The 15391-nt window shown below is 74.2% G+C and carries 17 protein-coding genes; 4 read left to right on the top strand and 13 right to left on the bottom strand.

All coding sequences use genetic code 11. The features are described 5' to 3' along the window. Positions 1–28: 28 nt before the first annotated feature. Entirely contained in the window at positions 29–640 is a 612-nt protein-coding gene (locus tag NUM_RS15185; protein ID WP_225918590.1) for a TetR/AcrR family transcriptional regulator, read from the bottom strand. A gap of 145 nt (positions 641–785) precedes the next feature. Here NUM_RS15185 and NUM_RS15180 point away from each other — a divergent pair, with 145 nt between their 5' ends. Next, complete coding sequence (locus NUM_RS15180; protein WP_207125492.1) at positions 786–1640, top strand: NAD(P)H-binding protein; 855 nt, start codon at positions 786–788, stop codon at positions 1638–1640. 34 nt (positions 1641–1674) lie between these two features. On the opposite strand, the gene NUM_RS15175 is transcribed toward NUM_RS15180, so the two are convergent. After that, positions 1675–2646, bottom strand: coding sequence for an NADP-dependent oxidoreductase (locus tag NUM_RS15175; RefSeq protein ID WP_225918589.1), 972 nt, complete (start codon positions 2644–2646; stop codon positions 1675–1677). 58 nt (positions 2647–2704) lie between these two features. On the opposite strand from NUM_RS15175, the gene NUM_RS15170 reads away from it, so the two are divergent. Further along, on the top strand, positions 2705–3328 hold the full coding sequence (locus NUM_RS15170; protein ID WP_225918588.1) for a TetR/AcrR family transcriptional regulator: 624 nt from the start codon (positions 2705–2707) through the stop codon (positions 3326–3328). A gap of 45 nt (positions 3329–3373) precedes the next feature. Here the strand turns inward: NUM_RS15170 and NUM_RS15165 are convergent, their stop codons facing one another. The 8 genes from NUM_RS15165 to NUM_RS15130 form a co-directional block, all read right to left on the bottom strand. After that, positions 3374–3706, bottom strand: coding sequence for a hypothetical protein (locus NUM_RS15165; RefSeq protein ID WP_207125490.1), 333 nt, complete (start codon positions 3704–3706; stop codon positions 3374–3376). A 416-nt stretch (positions 3707–4122) separates the two neighbouring features. Next, positions 4123–5919: a complex I subunit 5 family protein gene (locus NUM_RS15160; RefSeq protein WP_225918587.1), complete on the bottom strand. Its 1797-nt coding sequence runs from the start codon at positions 5917–5919 to the stop codon at positions 4123–4125. A gap of 1 nt (position 5920) precedes the next feature. Next, positions 5921–6268, bottom strand: a complete 348-nt coding sequence (locus tag NUM_RS15155; protein ID WP_207125489.1) for a sodium:proton antiporter — start codon at positions 6266–6268, stop codon at positions 5921–5923. Next, the gene (locus NUM_RS15150; protein ID WP_207125488.1) at positions 6268–7008 is read right to left on the bottom strand and encodes an MnhB domain-containing protein; all 741 of its coding nucleotides are present in this window, start codon (positions 7006–7008) and stop codon (positions 6268–6270) included. Before NUM_RS15150 ends, NUM_RS15155 begins: the two co-directional genes overlap by 1 nt. A 31-nt stretch (positions 7009–7039) precedes the next feature. Continuing rightward, the gene (locus NUM_RS15145) at positions 7040–7282 is read right to left on the bottom strand and encodes a Na(+)/H(+) antiporter subunit B (protein WP_207125487.1); all 243 of its coding nucleotides are present in this window, start codon (positions 7280–7282) and stop codon (positions 7040–7042) included. Beyond that, the gene (locus NUM_RS15140) at positions 7279–7578 is read right to left on the bottom strand and encodes a monovalent cation/H(+) antiporter subunit G (protein WP_207125486.1); all 300 of its coding nucleotides are present in this window, start codon (positions 7576–7578) and stop codon (positions 7279–7281) included. Before NUM_RS15140 ends, NUM_RS15145 begins: the two co-directional genes overlap by 4 nt. Then, positions 7575–7832 carry a monovalent cation/H+ antiporter complex subunit F gene (locus tag NUM_RS15135; RefSeq protein ID WP_207125485.1) on the bottom strand — a complete coding sequence of 86 codons (258 nt, stop codon included), beginning with the start codon at positions 7830–7832 and terminating at the stop codon, positions 7575–7577. Before NUM_RS15135 ends, NUM_RS15140 begins: the two co-directional genes overlap by 4 nt. Continuing rightward, positions 7829–8290: a hypothetical protein gene (locus NUM_RS15130; protein ID WP_207125484.1), complete on the bottom strand. Its 462-nt coding sequence runs from the start codon at positions 8288–8290 to the stop codon at positions 7829–7831. Before NUM_RS15130 ends, NUM_RS15135 begins: the two co-directional genes overlap by 4 nt. A gap of 229 nt (positions 8291–8519) precedes the next feature. On the opposite strand from NUM_RS15130, the gene NUM_RS15125 reads away from it, so the two are divergent. After that, positions 8520–8831, top strand: coding sequence for a DUF6458 family protein (locus NUM_RS15125; RefSeq protein ID WP_207125483.1), 312 nt, complete (start codon positions 8520–8522; stop codon positions 8829–8831). 523 nt (positions 8832–9354) lie between these two features. On the opposite strand, the gene NUM_RS15120 is transcribed toward NUM_RS15125, so the two are convergent. From NUM_RS15120 to NUM_RS15110, 3 genes are read right to left on the bottom strand one after another with little or no spacing between them, the layout of a single operon-like run. Further along, positions 9355–10086: a cation diffusion facilitator family transporter gene (locus NUM_RS15120; RefSeq protein WP_207125654.1), complete on the bottom strand. Its 732-nt coding sequence runs from the start codon at positions 10084–10086 to the stop codon at positions 9355–9357. Next, the gene (locus tag NUM_RS15115) at positions 10086–10415 is read right to left on the bottom strand and encodes an ArsR/SmtB family transcription factor (protein WP_207125482.1); all 330 of its coding nucleotides are present in this window, start codon (positions 10413–10415) and stop codon (positions 10086–10088) included. Before NUM_RS15115 ends, NUM_RS15120 begins: the two co-directional genes overlap by 1 nt. Positions 10416–10457: 42 nt before the next feature. Then, the gene (locus NUM_RS15110) at positions 10458–11747 is read right to left on the bottom strand and encodes an MFS transporter (protein ID WP_207125481.1); all 1290 of its coding nucleotides are present in this window, start codon (positions 11745–11747) and stop codon (positions 10458–10460) included. Positions 11748–12212: 465 nt separating this feature from the next. On the opposite strand from NUM_RS15110, the gene NUM_RS15105 reads away from it, so the two are divergent. Next, on the top strand, positions 12213–15350 hold the full coding sequence (locus tag NUM_RS15105) for an AfsR/SARP family transcriptional regulator (protein ID WP_207125480.1): 3138 nt from the start codon (positions 12213–12215) through the stop codon (positions 15348–15350). The last annotated feature ends 41 nt before the right edge of the window (positions 15351–15391 follow it).

The following is a 15391-nucleotide window of genomic DNA, read 5'->3' as shown; positions in this document are numbered from 1 at the left end:
CCACGGCCGCGTCAGGGCCGGGGCGCGGTCATCGGTTGCCGGCGGGGGGCCGGTGCCCGCGGATGCCGTCCAGCAGGTAGCCGGTGCGGCGGTCGTAGTCGTCCCGGGCCGGCCGGGTGCCGTGTTTGAGGGCGAGGGCGTTCTCGACGACGAGTGCGTGCAGGTCGCCCGCCGTGAACTCGGGCCGCAGCACACCGGACTCCCGCGCCGCGGCGACGAGTTCGTCGTTGGCCTCGCTGCCGACCCGGCAGATCTCCATCAGCTGCCGCGAGTGCGGGTACACCTGCAACAGGACGTCGTTGACGGCCGGCTGACGGTACTGGAGATCGCGGATCGCGGTGAGGTAGTACGTGATCCGCTCGCCGACGTCCTCGATCGTCCGGGTGTGGTCGATGACCGCGAACAGCTCGGACGCGACGACCTCTTCGATGACGGCCTCGATGAGGCCGACCCGGCCGCCGAACCGGTTGAAGATCGTGGCCTTGCTGACCCCGGCGGCCTCGGCGACCTCCTCCAGCGGCACCGTCAGGCCTCGTCCCTGGAACGCGCCGATCGCGGCGGACCGGATCTGTTCGGAGTTGCGCCGGGCGTCGGCGCGCAGCCGCGGTCTCGACGGCACCGCACCGGACACGGTCCTCACCGACCCTCACTGCCACTCGGCATCGAAAGTTGACTCTACGAGTCAGCTTACCTACAGTCGAGGTCGGGACATAAGTTGACCAGCTTGGTCAGGTTATCTCGCCGCCCTCCGCCAGGGCGGACGCCGACCGGGAGAGACCACCAGCATGATCGTCGTCACCGGCGCCACCGGCGGGCTGGGCAGCGCCGTCGTCGAGAACCTGCTCGATCGGGTACCGGCCGACCAGATCGGCGTCAGCGTCCGCGACGTCACCAGGGCGCGCCGCTTCGCCGACCGCGGCGTCCGCGTGCGCCAGGGCTCGTACGAGGATCCGGCCGCGCTGCGCCGCTCGTTCGCCGGGGCCGAGCAGGTGCTCCTGGTGTCGGGCAACGACCCGGCGGCAGACCTGGTCCGGCTGCATCGCGACGCCGTCGGGGCCGCCGTCGAGGCCGGCGCCGACCGGATCCTCTACACCAGCCAGCAGGCCGCCGTGCCCGGCAACCCGTACCCGCCCTCGGAGTTGCACCTGGCCACCGAGCAAGCCCTGGCCAGGTCCGGGGTCGCCTGGACCGCGCTGCGCAACGGCGCCTACGGCCCGCTGGACCAGGTGCTCGGCCCGTGGCGGCAGACCGGGGTGATCGCGCAGCCGGAGGACGGCCCCGTCCCGTACACCGACCGCGCGGACGTCGCCGAGGCCGCCGCGGTCCTGCTGGCCGGCGACCGGTCTCTCGACGGACCGATCACCCTCACCGCGCCGACCGCCGTCACCTTCGCCGAGGTCGCCACGATCGCGTCCGCGCTGACCGGCCGCACCATCGAACGCACCGTCCCCAGCGACGACCAGTGGGTCGCCGACCAGCTCGCGACCGGTGTCCCCGAGCCGGTGGCCCGGTTCATGCTCACCTGGTACCAGGCCAGCCGGGCCGGCTACTTCGCGGCAGCCGATCCCCTGCTGGCCGAACTGCTCGGCCGGGAGCCCCGCAGCGTCGCCGACCGGCTCACAGCCCAGCTCCGCGGCTGACTCGCCGAGCCCGATCGAGCTTCCGTACGGCTGGCTACGACGACGCCATCCGGAGGTCGATGACGACCTTGCCCCGCACGTGCCGGCCGGCCTGCAACTCCGCCGCGCGGCGGATCTGCTCGATCGGGAAGCTCGCCGCAACAGGTACCCGCAGGCGCCCCGCCGCGACCAGTCCGGCGATCTCCGCCAGAGCGCCGGCTGGGGCGTTCGCGCCGTTGGCCGCCGGTACGCCGTCGACCTGCGCGGCGATGGTGCAGCTGCGACCGACGGGGATGCCGAGCTCCCGGGCGACGTGCACCGTCTCCACCCCATGCAGGTCGATGGCCGCCGTGACACCGGCGGGGGCGAGGGCCCGGACCCGGTCAGCCAGGCCGTCGCCGTAGGCGACCGGCTCGGCCCCGAGGTCGCGCAGATGATCGGCCGTCGCGGCCGACCCGGTCCCGATCACGCGCGCCCCGCGGACCCGCGCGAGCTGGACGGCGAACACCCCGACCCCACCCCCGGCGCCGCCGATCAGCACCGTGTCGTCCGGGCCGGGATCGACCGCGGCGAGCGCGGCGGAGGCCGTACGGCCGGCGATCGTGAGGGTGGCGGCGGTGCGGTCGTCGACGCCGTCGGGCGTGTGGTGAGCCTCGTTCGCCGCGGTCTGCCCGGCCGCGTCGACCACCACGAAGTCGGCGACCGCGCGGGACAGGGCAGCGCCGAAGACCCGGTCGCCGGGCGCGAACCCGGTCACCCCGGTACCGACCTGGTCGACCACTCCCGCGTAGTCGGTGCCGAACCCGGCCGGCAGGGTCAGGCCGAACCGGGCGGCGGTGGCCCCGTCGGCGGTCATGATCCAGTCCATCGGGTTCAGGCCGGCCGCCGTCACCCGCACCCGCAGCTGTCCCGGCCCGGCCTGCGGCGCCGGCACGTCGCGCACGTCCAGGACCTCGGGGCCGCCGAAGGAATCGAGCCGAACCACCCTGCTGCGACTGCCGGCCGGTCGCCTGCTCTGCACCTGCATACCCGCCTGCCTCCTGCGAGCCGAGGGAGCACATCGAAACGGACTATGCTCCGCTTCCATGCGCGACCCTAACACAAACGGAGCGCGATCCGTTTCCGCTCGGGCGGCGGCCCGCGCGCCCCGGGCGGACGCGGTACGCAACCGCGACCAGTTGCTCGCGGTGGCCGCCCGGGTGTTCATGTCGGCCGACGCCGAGCCGTCGATGCGCGCGATCGCCCGCGCCGCCGGCGTCGGCATCGCCACGCTCTACCGGCACTTCCCGACCCGCGAGTCGCTGGTCGATTCCGTCTACCAGGACCAGGTCGGACGGCTGACGACCGGCGCCCGCGAACTGCTGGCCCAGCTGCCTCCGGCCGCGGCGCTGCGGCGCTGGATGGACCTGTTCGGCGACTGGATCGCCGCCAAGAACGGCATGCTCGACACGCTGCTCGCCATGATCGAATCGGGCGAGATCACCCATGCGCGGACCCGGACCGAGCTCCTGGCGGCCATCGGTACGATCCTCGACGCCGGCCGCGCGGCGGGCGATCTTCGCTCCGACGTCACCGCCGAGGACATCGCCGCCGCGCTGATCGGCACCTTCACCGTGGCCCCGCGACCCGCTCGCGCGGACACCGCCGCCCGGCTGCTGGACCTGCTGCTGGACGGGCTCCGGCCGAGTCGCGCCGATCCGGCGCCGTGAACCGGCCGCAGGCAGCGTGACCTCTCACCCCGGCAGGCCGCGCACTCAGTAGTAGATGCTGCTGATGCCGGGCGGGGCGGTGGTGACGTCGACGGCGTTCGCGCGTACCCGCAGGGTGCACAGCAGCACCGGTTGGTCCGCGTCGTTCAGCTGCCAGCCGGTCAGCAGCCACCAGCGCCGACCCTCGACGGGTACCCCGGTCGAACGGTCGTCGTCGGCGGGCTCCACCGGCCGGCTCAGCTGCAGCCGTACGGTTCGGGCAAGCTGGCCGGGGCACACCTGCGGTTCGACCGTGACGATGTCCCCGGGCTGCGGGAACCGCCGCCCGGACGCTGGATCGTCCGGACGGCCGGCACGGCGTCGCGGGTTCGGCCTCACTCGACTGCAGTACCCGTATCCGCGCAGGTCATGCCCATGATGCGGCGCCGACCGGACGACGGGCTCGGTGCGGCTGGGCCACGACGGCCGATTCTGTCGGCTCTTGCCACTTTCGGGCGACCAAGTGACCCGGTTTCGTGCGATAGGAACGGCACCGGTTGGGTATCAGACGCCCAGCCGCGGAGTCGAAACCACCGTGCTTCGCGGTGAGTCGGGACGGCGCCGCACGGCCGGCGGGCCGCCCCGACGTCGTTGAACCGCGCACCGACACCGCTGTGCGCGTAGGTCGAGCCGCGCGATCGGCGCCGATCGCTGGGGGCTGCTGCGGGCCGGCCAGCCGGCACTTCGACCGCACGTTGCGCCGTGTGGCCCGCGCCGGCGATGGCACCGGCGAGCTGCCCGCGCAGGGCCGATCCTCACCACGCCACCAGCGCGGCGAGCGCCGCGGTGCCGAGAAACAGCCAGGCGACGTAGTCGCCGACATGACCGGAATGCAGCCGGTGCAGGCCGACCAGTACCGGCTCGAGCGGGCGCAGCGGCCGGCGCAGCCGTTCCGGCAGCCGCGCCAGCGCGAGCAGCGCCACACCGACCGCCAGCGCCGCCGAGAGCAGCCCCAGCAGCACGCCGGAGGCCGACCAGTACGAGTCGGGTACCTCGGCGAGCGGCCGCAGCGTGCCGTGCAGCACCTCGTCGCGGTAGCCGAGCGTGTCGATCGCGGCGGCCGCCGCGCGACCGCAGGCGCGGGCCAGCCCGGGCAGCGCGCCCACGAGCAGCCCGCCACCCAGCAGCAGGCAGGTGGCGACCAGCATGGTGACCGGGGTGCCGCGCACCGGGCCGGTGGTCTCGGACTCCTCGCTGCGCCCGGTGGTCTCCTCGTCGCCACCGCCGGGCGGCTCGCCGAGGCCGGCGAAGATGCGCAGCCCGGTGCGCAGCACCGCACCACCGGTCAACGCCGACACCGCGACGAACAGCCAGACCAGCCACGGGTGCCCGGCACCGGCGGCCTCCTCGGTCAGCGCCTTGCCCAACCCCGGCCCGAACGGCGGCACCCCGGCCAGCGCGAGCCCGGCCAGCAGGTACAGCCAGCCGACCGGGCTGCGCAGCCCGGCCCGACCGTGCAGGTACGCCTCGTCGACGCTGCGGTACCGGTTGAGCAGGATGCCGGCGAGCAGGAACAGCGCCGCCTTCACGCCCGAGTGGCCGAGCACGTAGACGGCGGTACCGGCGAGGCCGTCGGCGTTCAGCGTGGACACGCCGACCAGGAACAGCCCCAGGTGCGCCACCGTGGAGTAGGCGAGCAGCCGTTTGAGGTGGCGTTGGCTGACGCACATCACCGCGCCGAGCAGCGCGGTCAGCACGCCGAAGACCAGCAGCGTGCGGCCGATCGTGGCGACCGGCAGCGCGGTCGCGAACACCACCCAGTAGATGCGGGTCACCGCGTACAGGCCGAGTTCGACCATGACGCCGGAGAACAGCACGCACACCGGGGTCGGTGCCACCGCGTGCGCGTCGGCCAGCCAGAAGTGCATCGGTACCACGGCCGCCTTGACCAGGAAGCCGCAGCACACCAGGCAGAACGCGGCGACCAGCGCCGGGTCCGGCTTCGCCGCGCCGATCGCCGCGCCGAGCTGGGCCAACCCGAGCTGCCCGTACCGGGCGTACAGCACCCCGATGCCCATCAGCGTCAGGTAGGCGCCCAGCGAGTTGACCACCCCGAAGGTCAACCCGCCCTGTACCGACTCCGGTTCCTCGATGCGCATCCCGGTCAGCGCGTAGGCGACCGCGCCCATCAGTTCGAAGAACACGAACAGGGTGAACAGGTCGCCGGCGCTGGCGAACGCGACCATCGCGGCCAGGAACAGCAGCATCAGCACGTGGTAGTGCTCGCCCGCGTCCGACAGGTAGCGCCAGCCGTACAGCAGGGCGCAGCCGGTGAGAACCGCGGCCAGGCACGCGGCGCCGGCGCCGAGCGGGTCGACGACCAGCACGATGCCCACGCTGTACCCGCGATGCGGGGTGAAGCCGCCCATCCACTCCACGATCCGGCCGCCGCCGGCGGCGTGCGCCAGCAGTCCGGTGCACCCGGCGACGGTCGCCGCCGTCGCCACGCAGAGCAGGTCGGTGACCATCCGGGGCAGCCAGCGCCGGAACGCGAGCACCACGCAGCCGACCAGTACCGGCAGCACGAACGACAGCGGCACCAGCGCGCGCATCTCAGCCCTTCAACGCGCGAAGCTCGTCGGGATCGACCGTGCCGTGCCGCTTCTGGATCTGTACCGCGAGCGCCAGCAGCAGCGCCGTCACCGTCGCCGACACCACGATGTCGGTCAGCGTCAGCGCCTGCACCACCGGGTCGACCACGGCGCGGTGGGTGTCGGCGCTGGTGCTGAACACCGGCGCGACCGCGTTCCACTGGAAACCCACCGCGAGCAGGAACACGTACGTGCCGGCCTGCGCCACCGACAGCGACACGACCGTGTGCACCAGATGGTGGCTGCGCACGATGCCGGCCGCACCGACCAGCACCAGCCAGCCGCCCACCGCGTACGCGAAGACCTGCATCACCGCTCCCCCGAGTACCGCAGCGCCTGCTCCAGGAACTGCGCCAGCAGCACGACGACGCCACCGCCGACCGCGACGCCGACGGCCAGGCTCAACACCGGTACCGTGCCGGCGGAGGCGAGCGACGCGAACTGCCCGTACGGCAGGACGTTGGCCAGGAACGCGCCACCGGCGGCGAGCCCGGCGAGGCCGGGCGTGGCGAACGTCGCGACCCCGATCGACTCGGCGAACTGGTAGCCGGCCAGCGGCCGGATCCGCTGCAGCGCCGGGTACCGGCCGCCGAGGAACAGCAGGTGCAGCCCGGTGGCGAGGACCACCCCGCCCTGGAACCCGCCGCCCGGCGTCAGGTGCCCGTGCGCGATCACGTCCAGCCCGACCAGTACCGTCACCGGCAGCATCACCGTGCACAGCAGGACCACCGAGTCGGGCACCGCCCGCGCCTCCGGATCGGGCGCCGGCCGTTCGCTCTCCCGCCGGGACGGGCGCAGCAGCGCCGCCGCACCCACCACCGAGCCGAGCAGGATCAGCTCCTCGCCGAACGTGTCGAGCGCGCGCTGGTCGAAGTTGATCGAGGAGACCACGTTCGCGGTCCGGTGCGCCAGCGCGGCGTGCACCGCCCGGTCCCGGTACGGGTGCGAGTCGCCGCCGAAGCCGGGCAGCCCGGCGAGCGCCAGCGCGAACAGCACCGCGAGCCCGGCGGCGCCGAGCCCGAACACCAGGTACCGCAGCCGCCGGTTCATCCGCGCCGCCGGTCCGTGCCGATGCGGCCGCTCACCGGCGGTCCCGGCGGATCGTGCGAACCGCCAGCAGCACCATCAGCGGCACGACCGCCGCACCGACGGCGACCTGGGACAGCGCCACGTCCGGCGCCTGCAGTACCAGGAACAGCACCGCGAGCAGCACCCCGAACACCGACAGGGTCACCGCCTGCCGGATCGGGTCGTGCGTGACCACCACCGCCAGGCCACCGATCGCGACCAGCGCCAGCGCGACGACCACCACCGCGGTACTCATCGGGACCGGTCCGCGAGCAGTTGGTCACGGCGCAGCCGGGAACGGGCGATCGCGGTGGTCAGCGCCGGCCCGGTGACCGCCTGCACCGCCACCGTCAGCAGGATCATCGCGCTGGACAGGTGGGTACCGGTCGCCACCACCAGCCCGATGCCGACCAGCGGGACGCCGATCACGGCGGCGGGCGAGAGCAGGTGCAACCGGTCCAGCGTGTCGCGAAACAGCAGCGCCGCCCACCCGGCGCCGACGACGAACACCACGCCGATGCCGACCAGTACACCGCCGATCCAGCCGGTCATCGGTCGCTCCGGCCCAGCAGCCGGGTGAACACCAGCGTCCCGGCCAGCGACAGCAACGCGAGCACCAGCGGCAGGATCAGATAGCTGGACCGGTCGTACGCGTAGGCGAAGACCATCATGAAGCCCACCGCCGTGGCGCTGGTCAGTTGCAGCCCCACCAGCCGGTCGACGCCGTCGCCGCGCGAGCCGAGGTACAGCGCCGGCGGCAGCCCGCCGGCCAGCAGCACCAGCGCGGCGAGCAGCCAGCCGTTCACGACAGGACCTCCTCGTCCAGCCGTGGCCACCCGCTCACCACGGTGTGCAGCAGCACCGGACGCTGCGCGTCGCCGGGCCAGTCCACCAGGTACGAGCCCGGGGCAGCCGACAGCACGGCCCCGCCCAGCGCGCGATGCCCGTCGGCGCGGGCCCCGCCGCCGATCTCGGGCCGCGCCAGCCGGCGAAGACCCGGGCTGCGCTTCCGGCTCTCCCGCCGTACCAGCGTCAACAGCAGGGCGCTCTCGGTCAACGCCGTCAGCGGCACCAGTGCCAACCAGCGCAGCCACCGCGGGTCGAACGACCATCGCCGGCGCAGCGCCCGCTGCGCGGCGACCGCGGTACCGGCCGCGATCAGGGCGCCGGCCGCACCCACCGCCAACTCCACCGGGGCCAGGGTGGCGAGCGTGGCGACCCAGCACGCCATCAGAACGACCCACCACACCGCCACCCGCATCACCTCTCGGACGCTAGGCCAATCCGTACCGCCCCGGACCGGAACGCCGATTCCCGGGCGACCTGGCCGGGCACGCCTCCATCCCGTCGTGCCGTGCGCCGCGGGGCGACATGCACCGGCGCAGGTCCTCCGAGTGCTACCCGCCTCGCGGGGACCTATTCCTCCGCGATCGTGGTCACGGCGTGCATACCTCGCACGCGCATCGGGTATCCCGTTGTCGAGGAGGTGCCTGATGAGTGTCGGTGTTGGCATCCTGCTACTGGTGATCGGTGCGATCTTCGCCTTCGCGATCGACGTCGATCTGCACTGGCTCAACGTCACCGCGATCGGCGCGATCCTGATGCTGGCCGGCGTGGTCGAACTGGTGATCACCCTGCTGGTGTGGAATCGGCGACGCCACCAGACCGCGATCACCCAGCGCGAGGTGCACCGCGGTGGCGAGCCCACCGTCGTCACCGAGCGGCGCTCGGTCAACGACGCGGACCCGGGTGAGCGCGGCCCCGGCGGCAGCGTCCGCGCCCCCGGCCCGGAACACCGCACCTGACCTCGGTCAGCGCCGGACGACGGCCGGCCGTGATCCACGCCCGCCGACCGTGCCGCTCGCCCGCGGCGGTGCCCTTCCCACGAGGGGCGCGGGGTACGGCCGCACGCCGTACCCGGTGTCCCGCAACGTCAGTCGGCGCGGCGCGCGGCGGGTCGCCAGGGCTCGTGGGCGAGCCACACCAGCTCGGGTCGAGTGCACGCACTCGTCGCTGGCCTTCGGTGTGCGGGTCGGCCAGCTCGGAAGACGACACCGCGACGTCGCCGACGACCACGACCGGACGTGCGCCGGTCTCGACCACGACCAGCTGCGATCCGCTCGGGTGGCCCGGGCCGGGGACGAGCCGGAGGCCGGTCACCGTCCACGGGTACGTAGCGCACGCCGGGTGCCTCGACCCATTCCCGAATGGTGTAGTCGTGCTGGCGTGGTGCGTCGTCGAGTTCCCGCCGCTGCACGTGGATCGGCCTGCCAGCGACGAGGTGGTTGCTGCGGCACGTGCTCGGGTGGTGCCGACCTCGCGGCGGGGTCAGTGGCAGCAGTCGTCGGCGGCGGTACAGCCGGTGTCGTTCGGCGCGATCGACTCACCGGCCGGGGCGCAGCATCCCTTGCCGCGCCAGGCGTCGACACCTTCCCTGACGGCCAGGCCCGCGATCACCAGTGCCGCGACCGGGTCCGCCCACCACCAGCCGAACATGCTGTTGACGGCGAGCCCGATCAGCAGGACGGCGGACAGGTAGGTGCACAGCAGCGTCTGTTTGGAGTCGGCGACCGCGCTCGCCGAACCGAGTTGGCGGCCGGCGCGACGCTGCGCGTAGGACAGACCAGGCATGATCGCCAAGCTCAGCGCGGCGAGTGCCAGGCCGACGGACGAGGGCCGTGCCTCGGCTGCCCCGAGCAGGCTCCGGGTCGACTGCACGAGCACGTAGGCGGCCAGCGCGAAGAACGACACCGCGATGGCCCGCAGCGCCACCGCCTCACGCCGCGCCCGGGTGTCGGGGTGGCGGGCGGAGAACTGCCAGGCCACCGCCGCGGCGGAGGACACCTCGAGCACCGAGTCCAGACCGAAGGAGACCAGCGCGGTGGAGGAGGCGACGGTGCCCGCGGCGATGGCCGTGACGGCTTCGATCACGTTGTAGGAGATCGTGGCAGCGACCAGCCATCGCACCCGTCGAGCCAGCGCCGCCCGTCGGGCCGGCGAGTCGGTCACCGACAGCCGGCGGGTCGACAGGCGTTCGGCCAGGCTGGCCCGGGCGACCATCAGCAGCACCCGGCCGCGTCGGACTCGGCGCACGCGGTCGGATCGACGGCCAGCACCAGCCCGAGCAGGTCGCGCAGCGCGTGCGCCAACTTGGCGTCAGCCAGTTCGTAGCGGCTGCGTCGACCCTCCGGCACCGCCACCACCAGGCCACAGCCGCGCAGGCACGCCAGATGGTTGGACAGGTTCTGCCGGCTGGTCCCGAGCAGCTCCGCCAACCGAGCCGGGTAGCCCGGTGCGTCGCACAGGGCCAGTAGCAGCCGCGCCCGGGTCGGGTCGGACAGGGCGTGACCGAACCGGGCCAGGACCTGGCCGTGCGTCGCCGTTTGCATGGCGACACAGTACACTGAACTCTGAATTCAGCAAGCCATGAACTAGCACGGCTCTCCTCCAGGATCCTTGTCAGCGGTACCGGTTCGCAGCGGCGGTGCGGTGGTCTGGTCCGGTGCCGCGCTGTCCTGGCGGCCACGCCGTTCACGCGCCGCCGCGGCCAGGAGCACGGCAAGAAGGACGCCGACGGCGGCGCAGACGCCGATGGCGGTGGACGGGGCCATCAGCTCCGCCAGCGCCCCGGCGACCAGTACGCCGACGCACTGCGCCGTCTGCAGGCCGGCGGACGCGACACCGGCGGCCCGGCCGCGGCGCTCGTCTGGCACCCGCCGCACGTAGGTGACCTGCGCGATGGTGATGTAGCAGGTCAGCACGCCGGTGAGCGACCACAGCACCAGCGCGACCGGCAGCGCCGGCGCCAGCGCGCTGACGATCAGCGGCACCCCGGCGGCCACCGCCAAGGGCGTCAACAGCGCCGGCCACCACCGCTGGGGTACCACCCGGGTCAGCAGCAGCGTGCCGATCAGCGCGCCGACCGGGTCCGCGGCCATCAGCCATCCGGTGGCCCCGGTACCGGCGCCGATCTGGTGGGTGAACGGCACGGCGAGTGCTTCCGGGGCGAGGAGCAGTCCGTACAGCCACACCAGGGCCGCGGGCACCGCCAACCGCCGATCGGTCAGCACCATCCGTAGTGCCGCCCCGTGCCCGCCGCGTCGCGCGCCGGGCGACCGCGATGGTCCTGGGCGCAGTGGTGGCAGCCCGGACCGCAGCAACAGGGCCGACAGCGCGAAGGTGGCGGCGTCCACCGCCAGGCACCCGCGCGGACCCCCGAGCCACCCGAGCGCCACACCGCCCAGCCCGAAGCCGGCGATCTGGGTGACCATGTCGGTCATGGCGAGGACGCCGGCGCCGACCGGGTAGCGGTCGCCGGGCAGCAACGTCGGCAGCGCGGCGCCGCTCGCCGCGGAGTAGAGCGGGTGCACGCACGCGTTGAGCGTGACCAGCACCCCGACCGCGACCAGTGGCAGCCCGGGCAGTGCGGTGAGGCCGATCAGCACCGCCCGGATCAGGTCGGCGGACATCAGCACGGTACGCCGGGGAAAACGGTCGGCCAGGCCGGTCAGCAGCGGCGCGGCGACCATCGGCGGCAGGAACGTCAGCGCGTACGTCAAAGCGGTCAGTACCGGCGAGGAGGTCCGGTCGAACACGAGCACCGCGAGTGCCAGTCGGGCCAGCTGATTGCCCAGCTGGGACTGCACCGTGGCGGTCCACAGCGCACGAAACCCCGGTACCTCGAAGGCGCGGCCGAAACCGGCCCGGGCCACCGCCGCCATGCACCCTCCCCTGGTGTGCGTGGGTGCCGGCCGACGAGCGCGGAACCACTCGCATCCCGCCGGCCGGCACCGGTCACCAATCCCGGTTGAACGCCATCGCGAGTCTCCTTCCACCTGCGCGGCGAGCCGTCCTGTCTCAGTTGTCGCGGTTGTCCATGGCGCACTCCCCTCGTCGGTGCCGTTGGTGTTCCGGAGCCTAGGAGCGCGCCGAACAGGCAACCAACGGCCGCAACGGATCCGTGAACAGCCTGTCGAGCAGCATCCGCGCTGACAGCCTGCGCGGGGCGGACCAGGTGCCGCTGAAGTCACGCGGTGCGGTGCAGCCGGTGCTGCTCCTGCACCTGGTCGGGCCCGAGCTATCGGTACCGGTGCGTCGGGTGGGCGCCCGCGCCGGCCCCGCGTGACTGTCGCCGCAGGGCCTGAGCTGCCCGAACGCCTGGCACCGGCCGATTACAGTGCACTGTCATGGAGGCCGAACCCGGGGCGGAGCTGCGCGTCGGCCTGCTGGGACCGCTGGTGGTCCGGGTCGCCGGCAGGTCGGTCGATCTGCCGGCGGGAAGGGTCCGGACGCTCTTCGCCGCGCTGGCGGTGGCCGACGGCGAGGTGGTGGCGATCGCCGACCTGGCCGCACGGCTGTGGGCCGGCGGTCCGGCCCCCGAACGGCCTCGCGCGGCGCTGCACAGCCTGGTGCGGCGGCTGCGCCGGGCACTCGGCGACGCGCTGGTGCAGACCGTCAACGACGGGTACCGGCTGGTGGTGTCGCCCGGCCAGGTCGACGCGCACCGGTTCCACGCGCTGGTCGCTGCCGCCGCCACAGCCCGGCTGCGCGCCGAGGACGACCAGGAACGGCTGCTGCTGCGCGAGGCGCTGGCGTTGTGGCGGGGGCCGGCGCTGGCCGACGTGGCCGGGCCGACCGAGCCCGCCGCGGAACTGGCCGCGAAGCGCCGGGCCGCCCTGGGCCGGCTGCTGGAGCTGGAACGCCACACCGGCCGGCTGGGCGAGGTCGTCGCCGAACTGCGCGAGCTGGTCGCCGCGTACCCGGTGCACGAACCGTTCCGGCATCAGCTGGTGCTGGCACTCGCCCGGCTGGGGCACACCGACGAGGCGATCGCGGAGTACGACGCGGGGCTGGTCGCGCTGGGCGGCTCGGACACCGGGCCGGGCGCCGACTACCTCGCCCTGCGCACCGCGATCGGGTCCCCGCCGCGGCCCGAGCCGGCGGTGGCCGGTGGCGCGCCGGCACTGGTCCCGCGGCAGCTTCCGCCGCAACTGGCGGACTTCGTCGGGCGGGACGGCCCGCTGCGGTCGCTGCTGGACTGGCTGCGCGGCTCGGCCGGTTCGACCGGGGTACCGGTTGCGGTGGTCTCCGGCGCACCCGGTGCCGGGAAGACGACGCTCGCGGTGCATGCCGCCCACCGGCTGGCGGCCGAGTTCGGCGACGGGCAGCTCTACGCCAACCTGCACGGTTACTCGGCGGCGGCGCCGGTCGGCACCGCGCAGGTGCTCGGCCGGTTCCTGCGCGCGGTCGGCGTGCCGGAGGCGGGGCTGCCCACCGACGTGGACGAGCTCGCCGCCCTGTACCGGACCGTACTGGCCGACCGGCGGGTGCTGGTCCTGCTGGACAACGCGGCGGGCGCCGACCAGGTGCTGCCGCTGCTGCCGGCCGGGCCGGGCTGCGCGGTACTGGTCACCAGCCGGTCGCGGCTGAACGGCCTCACCGTCGCGGCGGCCGCGCGGCCCGTGACGCTCGGCCCGATGCGCCGGGAGGAGTCGGTGCGGCTGCTGGCCGGCGCCGGGGTCACCGGACCGGCGTCCACAGTGGACGAACTGGCCGCGCTGTGCGCGGACACGCCGCTCGCGCTGCGGCTGGCCGCCGCCCAGCTGGCCGGCGGCACGCCCGGTGGGCTCGCCGGGTACGTGGCGGCGTTGCGGGCCGACCGGCTCGGCGCGCTGGACGCCGGGGACAGCGACGAGCACGGTGTCGCCGCCGCGGTCGGCCTGTCGTACCGGGCGTTGCCGGAGCCGGCTCGGCGGCTGTTCCGACTGCTGGGCCTGGTGCCGGCGCGGACCTGGGAGCTGCACGCGGTCGCCGCGCTGCTCGGCGCGGACCCGCCGGTCGCCCGCCGGCTGCTGCACCAGCTCGCCGCGGTCAGCCTGCTCGCGCCGGAGCCCACCGGCGACCGGTTCCGGCTGCACGACCTGCTGCGCTGGTACGCGGCGGAACGGGCCGCGCCCGAGGAGCCGGCGAACGAGCGGACCGCCGCGCAGGAGCGCCTGCTGGCGTGGGCGACCGGAGTCACCGGGGCCGCGATCCACCTGGTGCACCCGGACCTGGAACTGGAGCCGCTGCCGGAAGTGGGCCACGGCCCGTTCGACGGCGCGCAGGCGGCTGCCCGTTGGCTGGACGCCGAGCGCGACAACCTGCTGGTACTGCTGGAACACGCGGCCACCACCACGCCGGCGCGGGTGTGGCCACTGCCCGCGTTGCTGCACCCGCACCTGGCCCACGGCAACCGGCGGCAGGACGGTGGCCGGGTCGTCGCGGCCACGCTGCGCGCCGCGGCGGCGATCGACGACCCGCTGATGCGCTGTGCCGGCCTGACCTGGCGGGGTGGCGACGCGCTGCAGGCCGGTGACCTCGGCACCGCCCGTGACAGCCTGACGGAGGCCGGTCGGATCGCCGGCAGACTGGGCGACCTGAGGCGCGAGGCTTCGGTGGTCAACCACCTCGCCATCGTCGACACTCTCAGCGCCCGCACGACGGAGGCCGAGCTGGGTTTCCGGCACGCACTCGACCTGCACCGCCGCACGGGGTCCCGGCTGGGCCAGGCCACCGCGCTGCTCAACATCGGTGTCTCGCTGTGGTGCCGGGCGCGCTTCGCCGAGGCGGAACGACTTGCCGAACAGTCGCTGGAGTTGCTGCGCCGCCTGGGTTCGCGCCGCGGGCAGGCGGTCGTGCTGACCAACCTGGCCGGCGACGCGCTCGCGGTCGGCCGGCCCGACGAGGCGTTGCGCCGACTGCACGCCGCCGAAGCGCTGACGCTGGCCGCCAGCGGCGAGCGACCCGAGACCGACCTGCTGGTCACGTTCGCCGCCGCGCAGCTCGCCACCGAGGACCTCGACGGGGCACTGGCGCACGCCCAGGCCGCCCTGGCCCAGGCGGAGGCCGGCCGGTCCCAGCTCGAACGGGCCCAGGCACTCGTCGTTCTCAGCCGCGTGTATCTGGCCCGCGGTGACGCCGGCCGGGCACTGGAGCTGGGCCGCGCCGCGGTCGCCACCAGCCGGGCCAGCGACCTGCCCCTCGAGCAGATCACCGGCTGGCTGGCGGTCTGCCACGCGGCGGTGCAACACCAGGCGCCGGCCGAGGCGCTGGACGCCGCGCGTCGCGCCATGGCCCGCCTCCGCGGCTGCGACCTGCGGGTACGCCGGGCCGAAGTGCTGCTGGCGCTGGCCACCGCCCGCCGCGCGACCGGCGATCCCGCGCTCGCCGGCCGGTACGCGCGGGCTGCCGCCGCCGAGGCCGCCGACACCGGCCAGCACCCGCTGTACGACCGGGCCCGTAGCCTGCTGGACAGCCTCGCTGTCACCGACCTGCCGGCGTGACAGCCGGCTCACGGATCGGTCGCGAGCCTCACCGGGACGCC

The organism is Actinocatenispora comari (assembly GCF_017312725.1).
GTDB lineage: Bacteria > Actinomycetota > Actinomycetes > Mycobacteriales > Micromonosporaceae > Actinocatenispora > Actinocatenispora comari.
The sequence above is the reverse complement of the archived record's forward strand: the minus strand, read 5'-3'. Positions and strand labels throughout refer to the sequence as shown.

Coding starts and splice junctions, on each gene's coding strand:
- NUM_RS15180 (WP_207125492.1), top strand. CDS start 786: ATGATCGTCGTCACCGGCGCCACCGGCGGGCTGGGCAGCGCCGTCGTC.
- NUM_RS15175 (WP_225918589.1), bottom strand. CDS start 2,646: ATGCAGGTGCAGAGCAGGCGACCGGCCGGCAGTCGCAGCAGGGTGGTT.
- NUM_RS15170 (WP_225918588.1), top strand. CDS start 2,705: ATGCGCGACCCTAACACAAACGGAGCGCGATCCGTTTCCGCTCGGGCG.
- NUM_RS15160 (WP_225918587.1), bottom strand. CDS start 5,919: ATGCGCGCGCTGGTGCCGCTGTCGTTCGTGCTGCCGGTACTGGTCGGC.
- NUM_RS15155 (WP_207125489.1), bottom strand. CDS start 6,268: ATGCAGGTCTTCGCGTACGCGGTGGGCGGCTGGCTGGTGCTGGTCGGT.
- NUM_RS15150 (WP_207125488.1), bottom strand. CDS start 7,008: ATGAACCGGCGGCTGCGGTACCTGGTGTTCGGGCTCGGCGCCGCCGGG.
- NUM_RS15145 (WP_207125487.1), bottom strand. CDS start 7,282: ATGAGTACCGCGGTGGTGGTCGTCGCGCTGGCGCTGGTCGCGATCGGT.
- NUM_RS15140 (WP_207125486.1), bottom strand. CDS start 7,578: ATGACCGGCTGGATCGGCGGTGTACTGGTCGGCATCGGCGTGGTGTTC.
- NUM_RS15125 (WP_207125483.1), top strand. CDS start 8,520: ATGAGTGTCGGTGTTGGCATCCTGCTACTGGTGATCGGTGCGATCTTC.
- NUM_RS15120 (WP_207125654.1), bottom strand. CDS start 10,086: ATGGTCGCCCGGGCCAGCCTGGCCGAACGCCTGTCGACCCGCCGGCTG.
- NUM_RS15115 (WP_207125482.1), bottom strand. CDS start 10,415: ATGCAAACGGCGACGCACGGCCAGGTCCTGGCCCGGTTCGGTCACGCC.
- NUM_RS15110 (WP_207125481.1), bottom strand. CDS start 11,747: ATGGCGGCGGTGGCCCGGGCCGGTTTCGGCCGCGCCTTCGAGGTACCG.
- NUM_RS15105 (WP_207125480.1), top strand. CDS start 12,213: ATGGAGGCCGAACCCGGGGCGGAGCTGCGCGTCGGCCTGCTGGGACCG.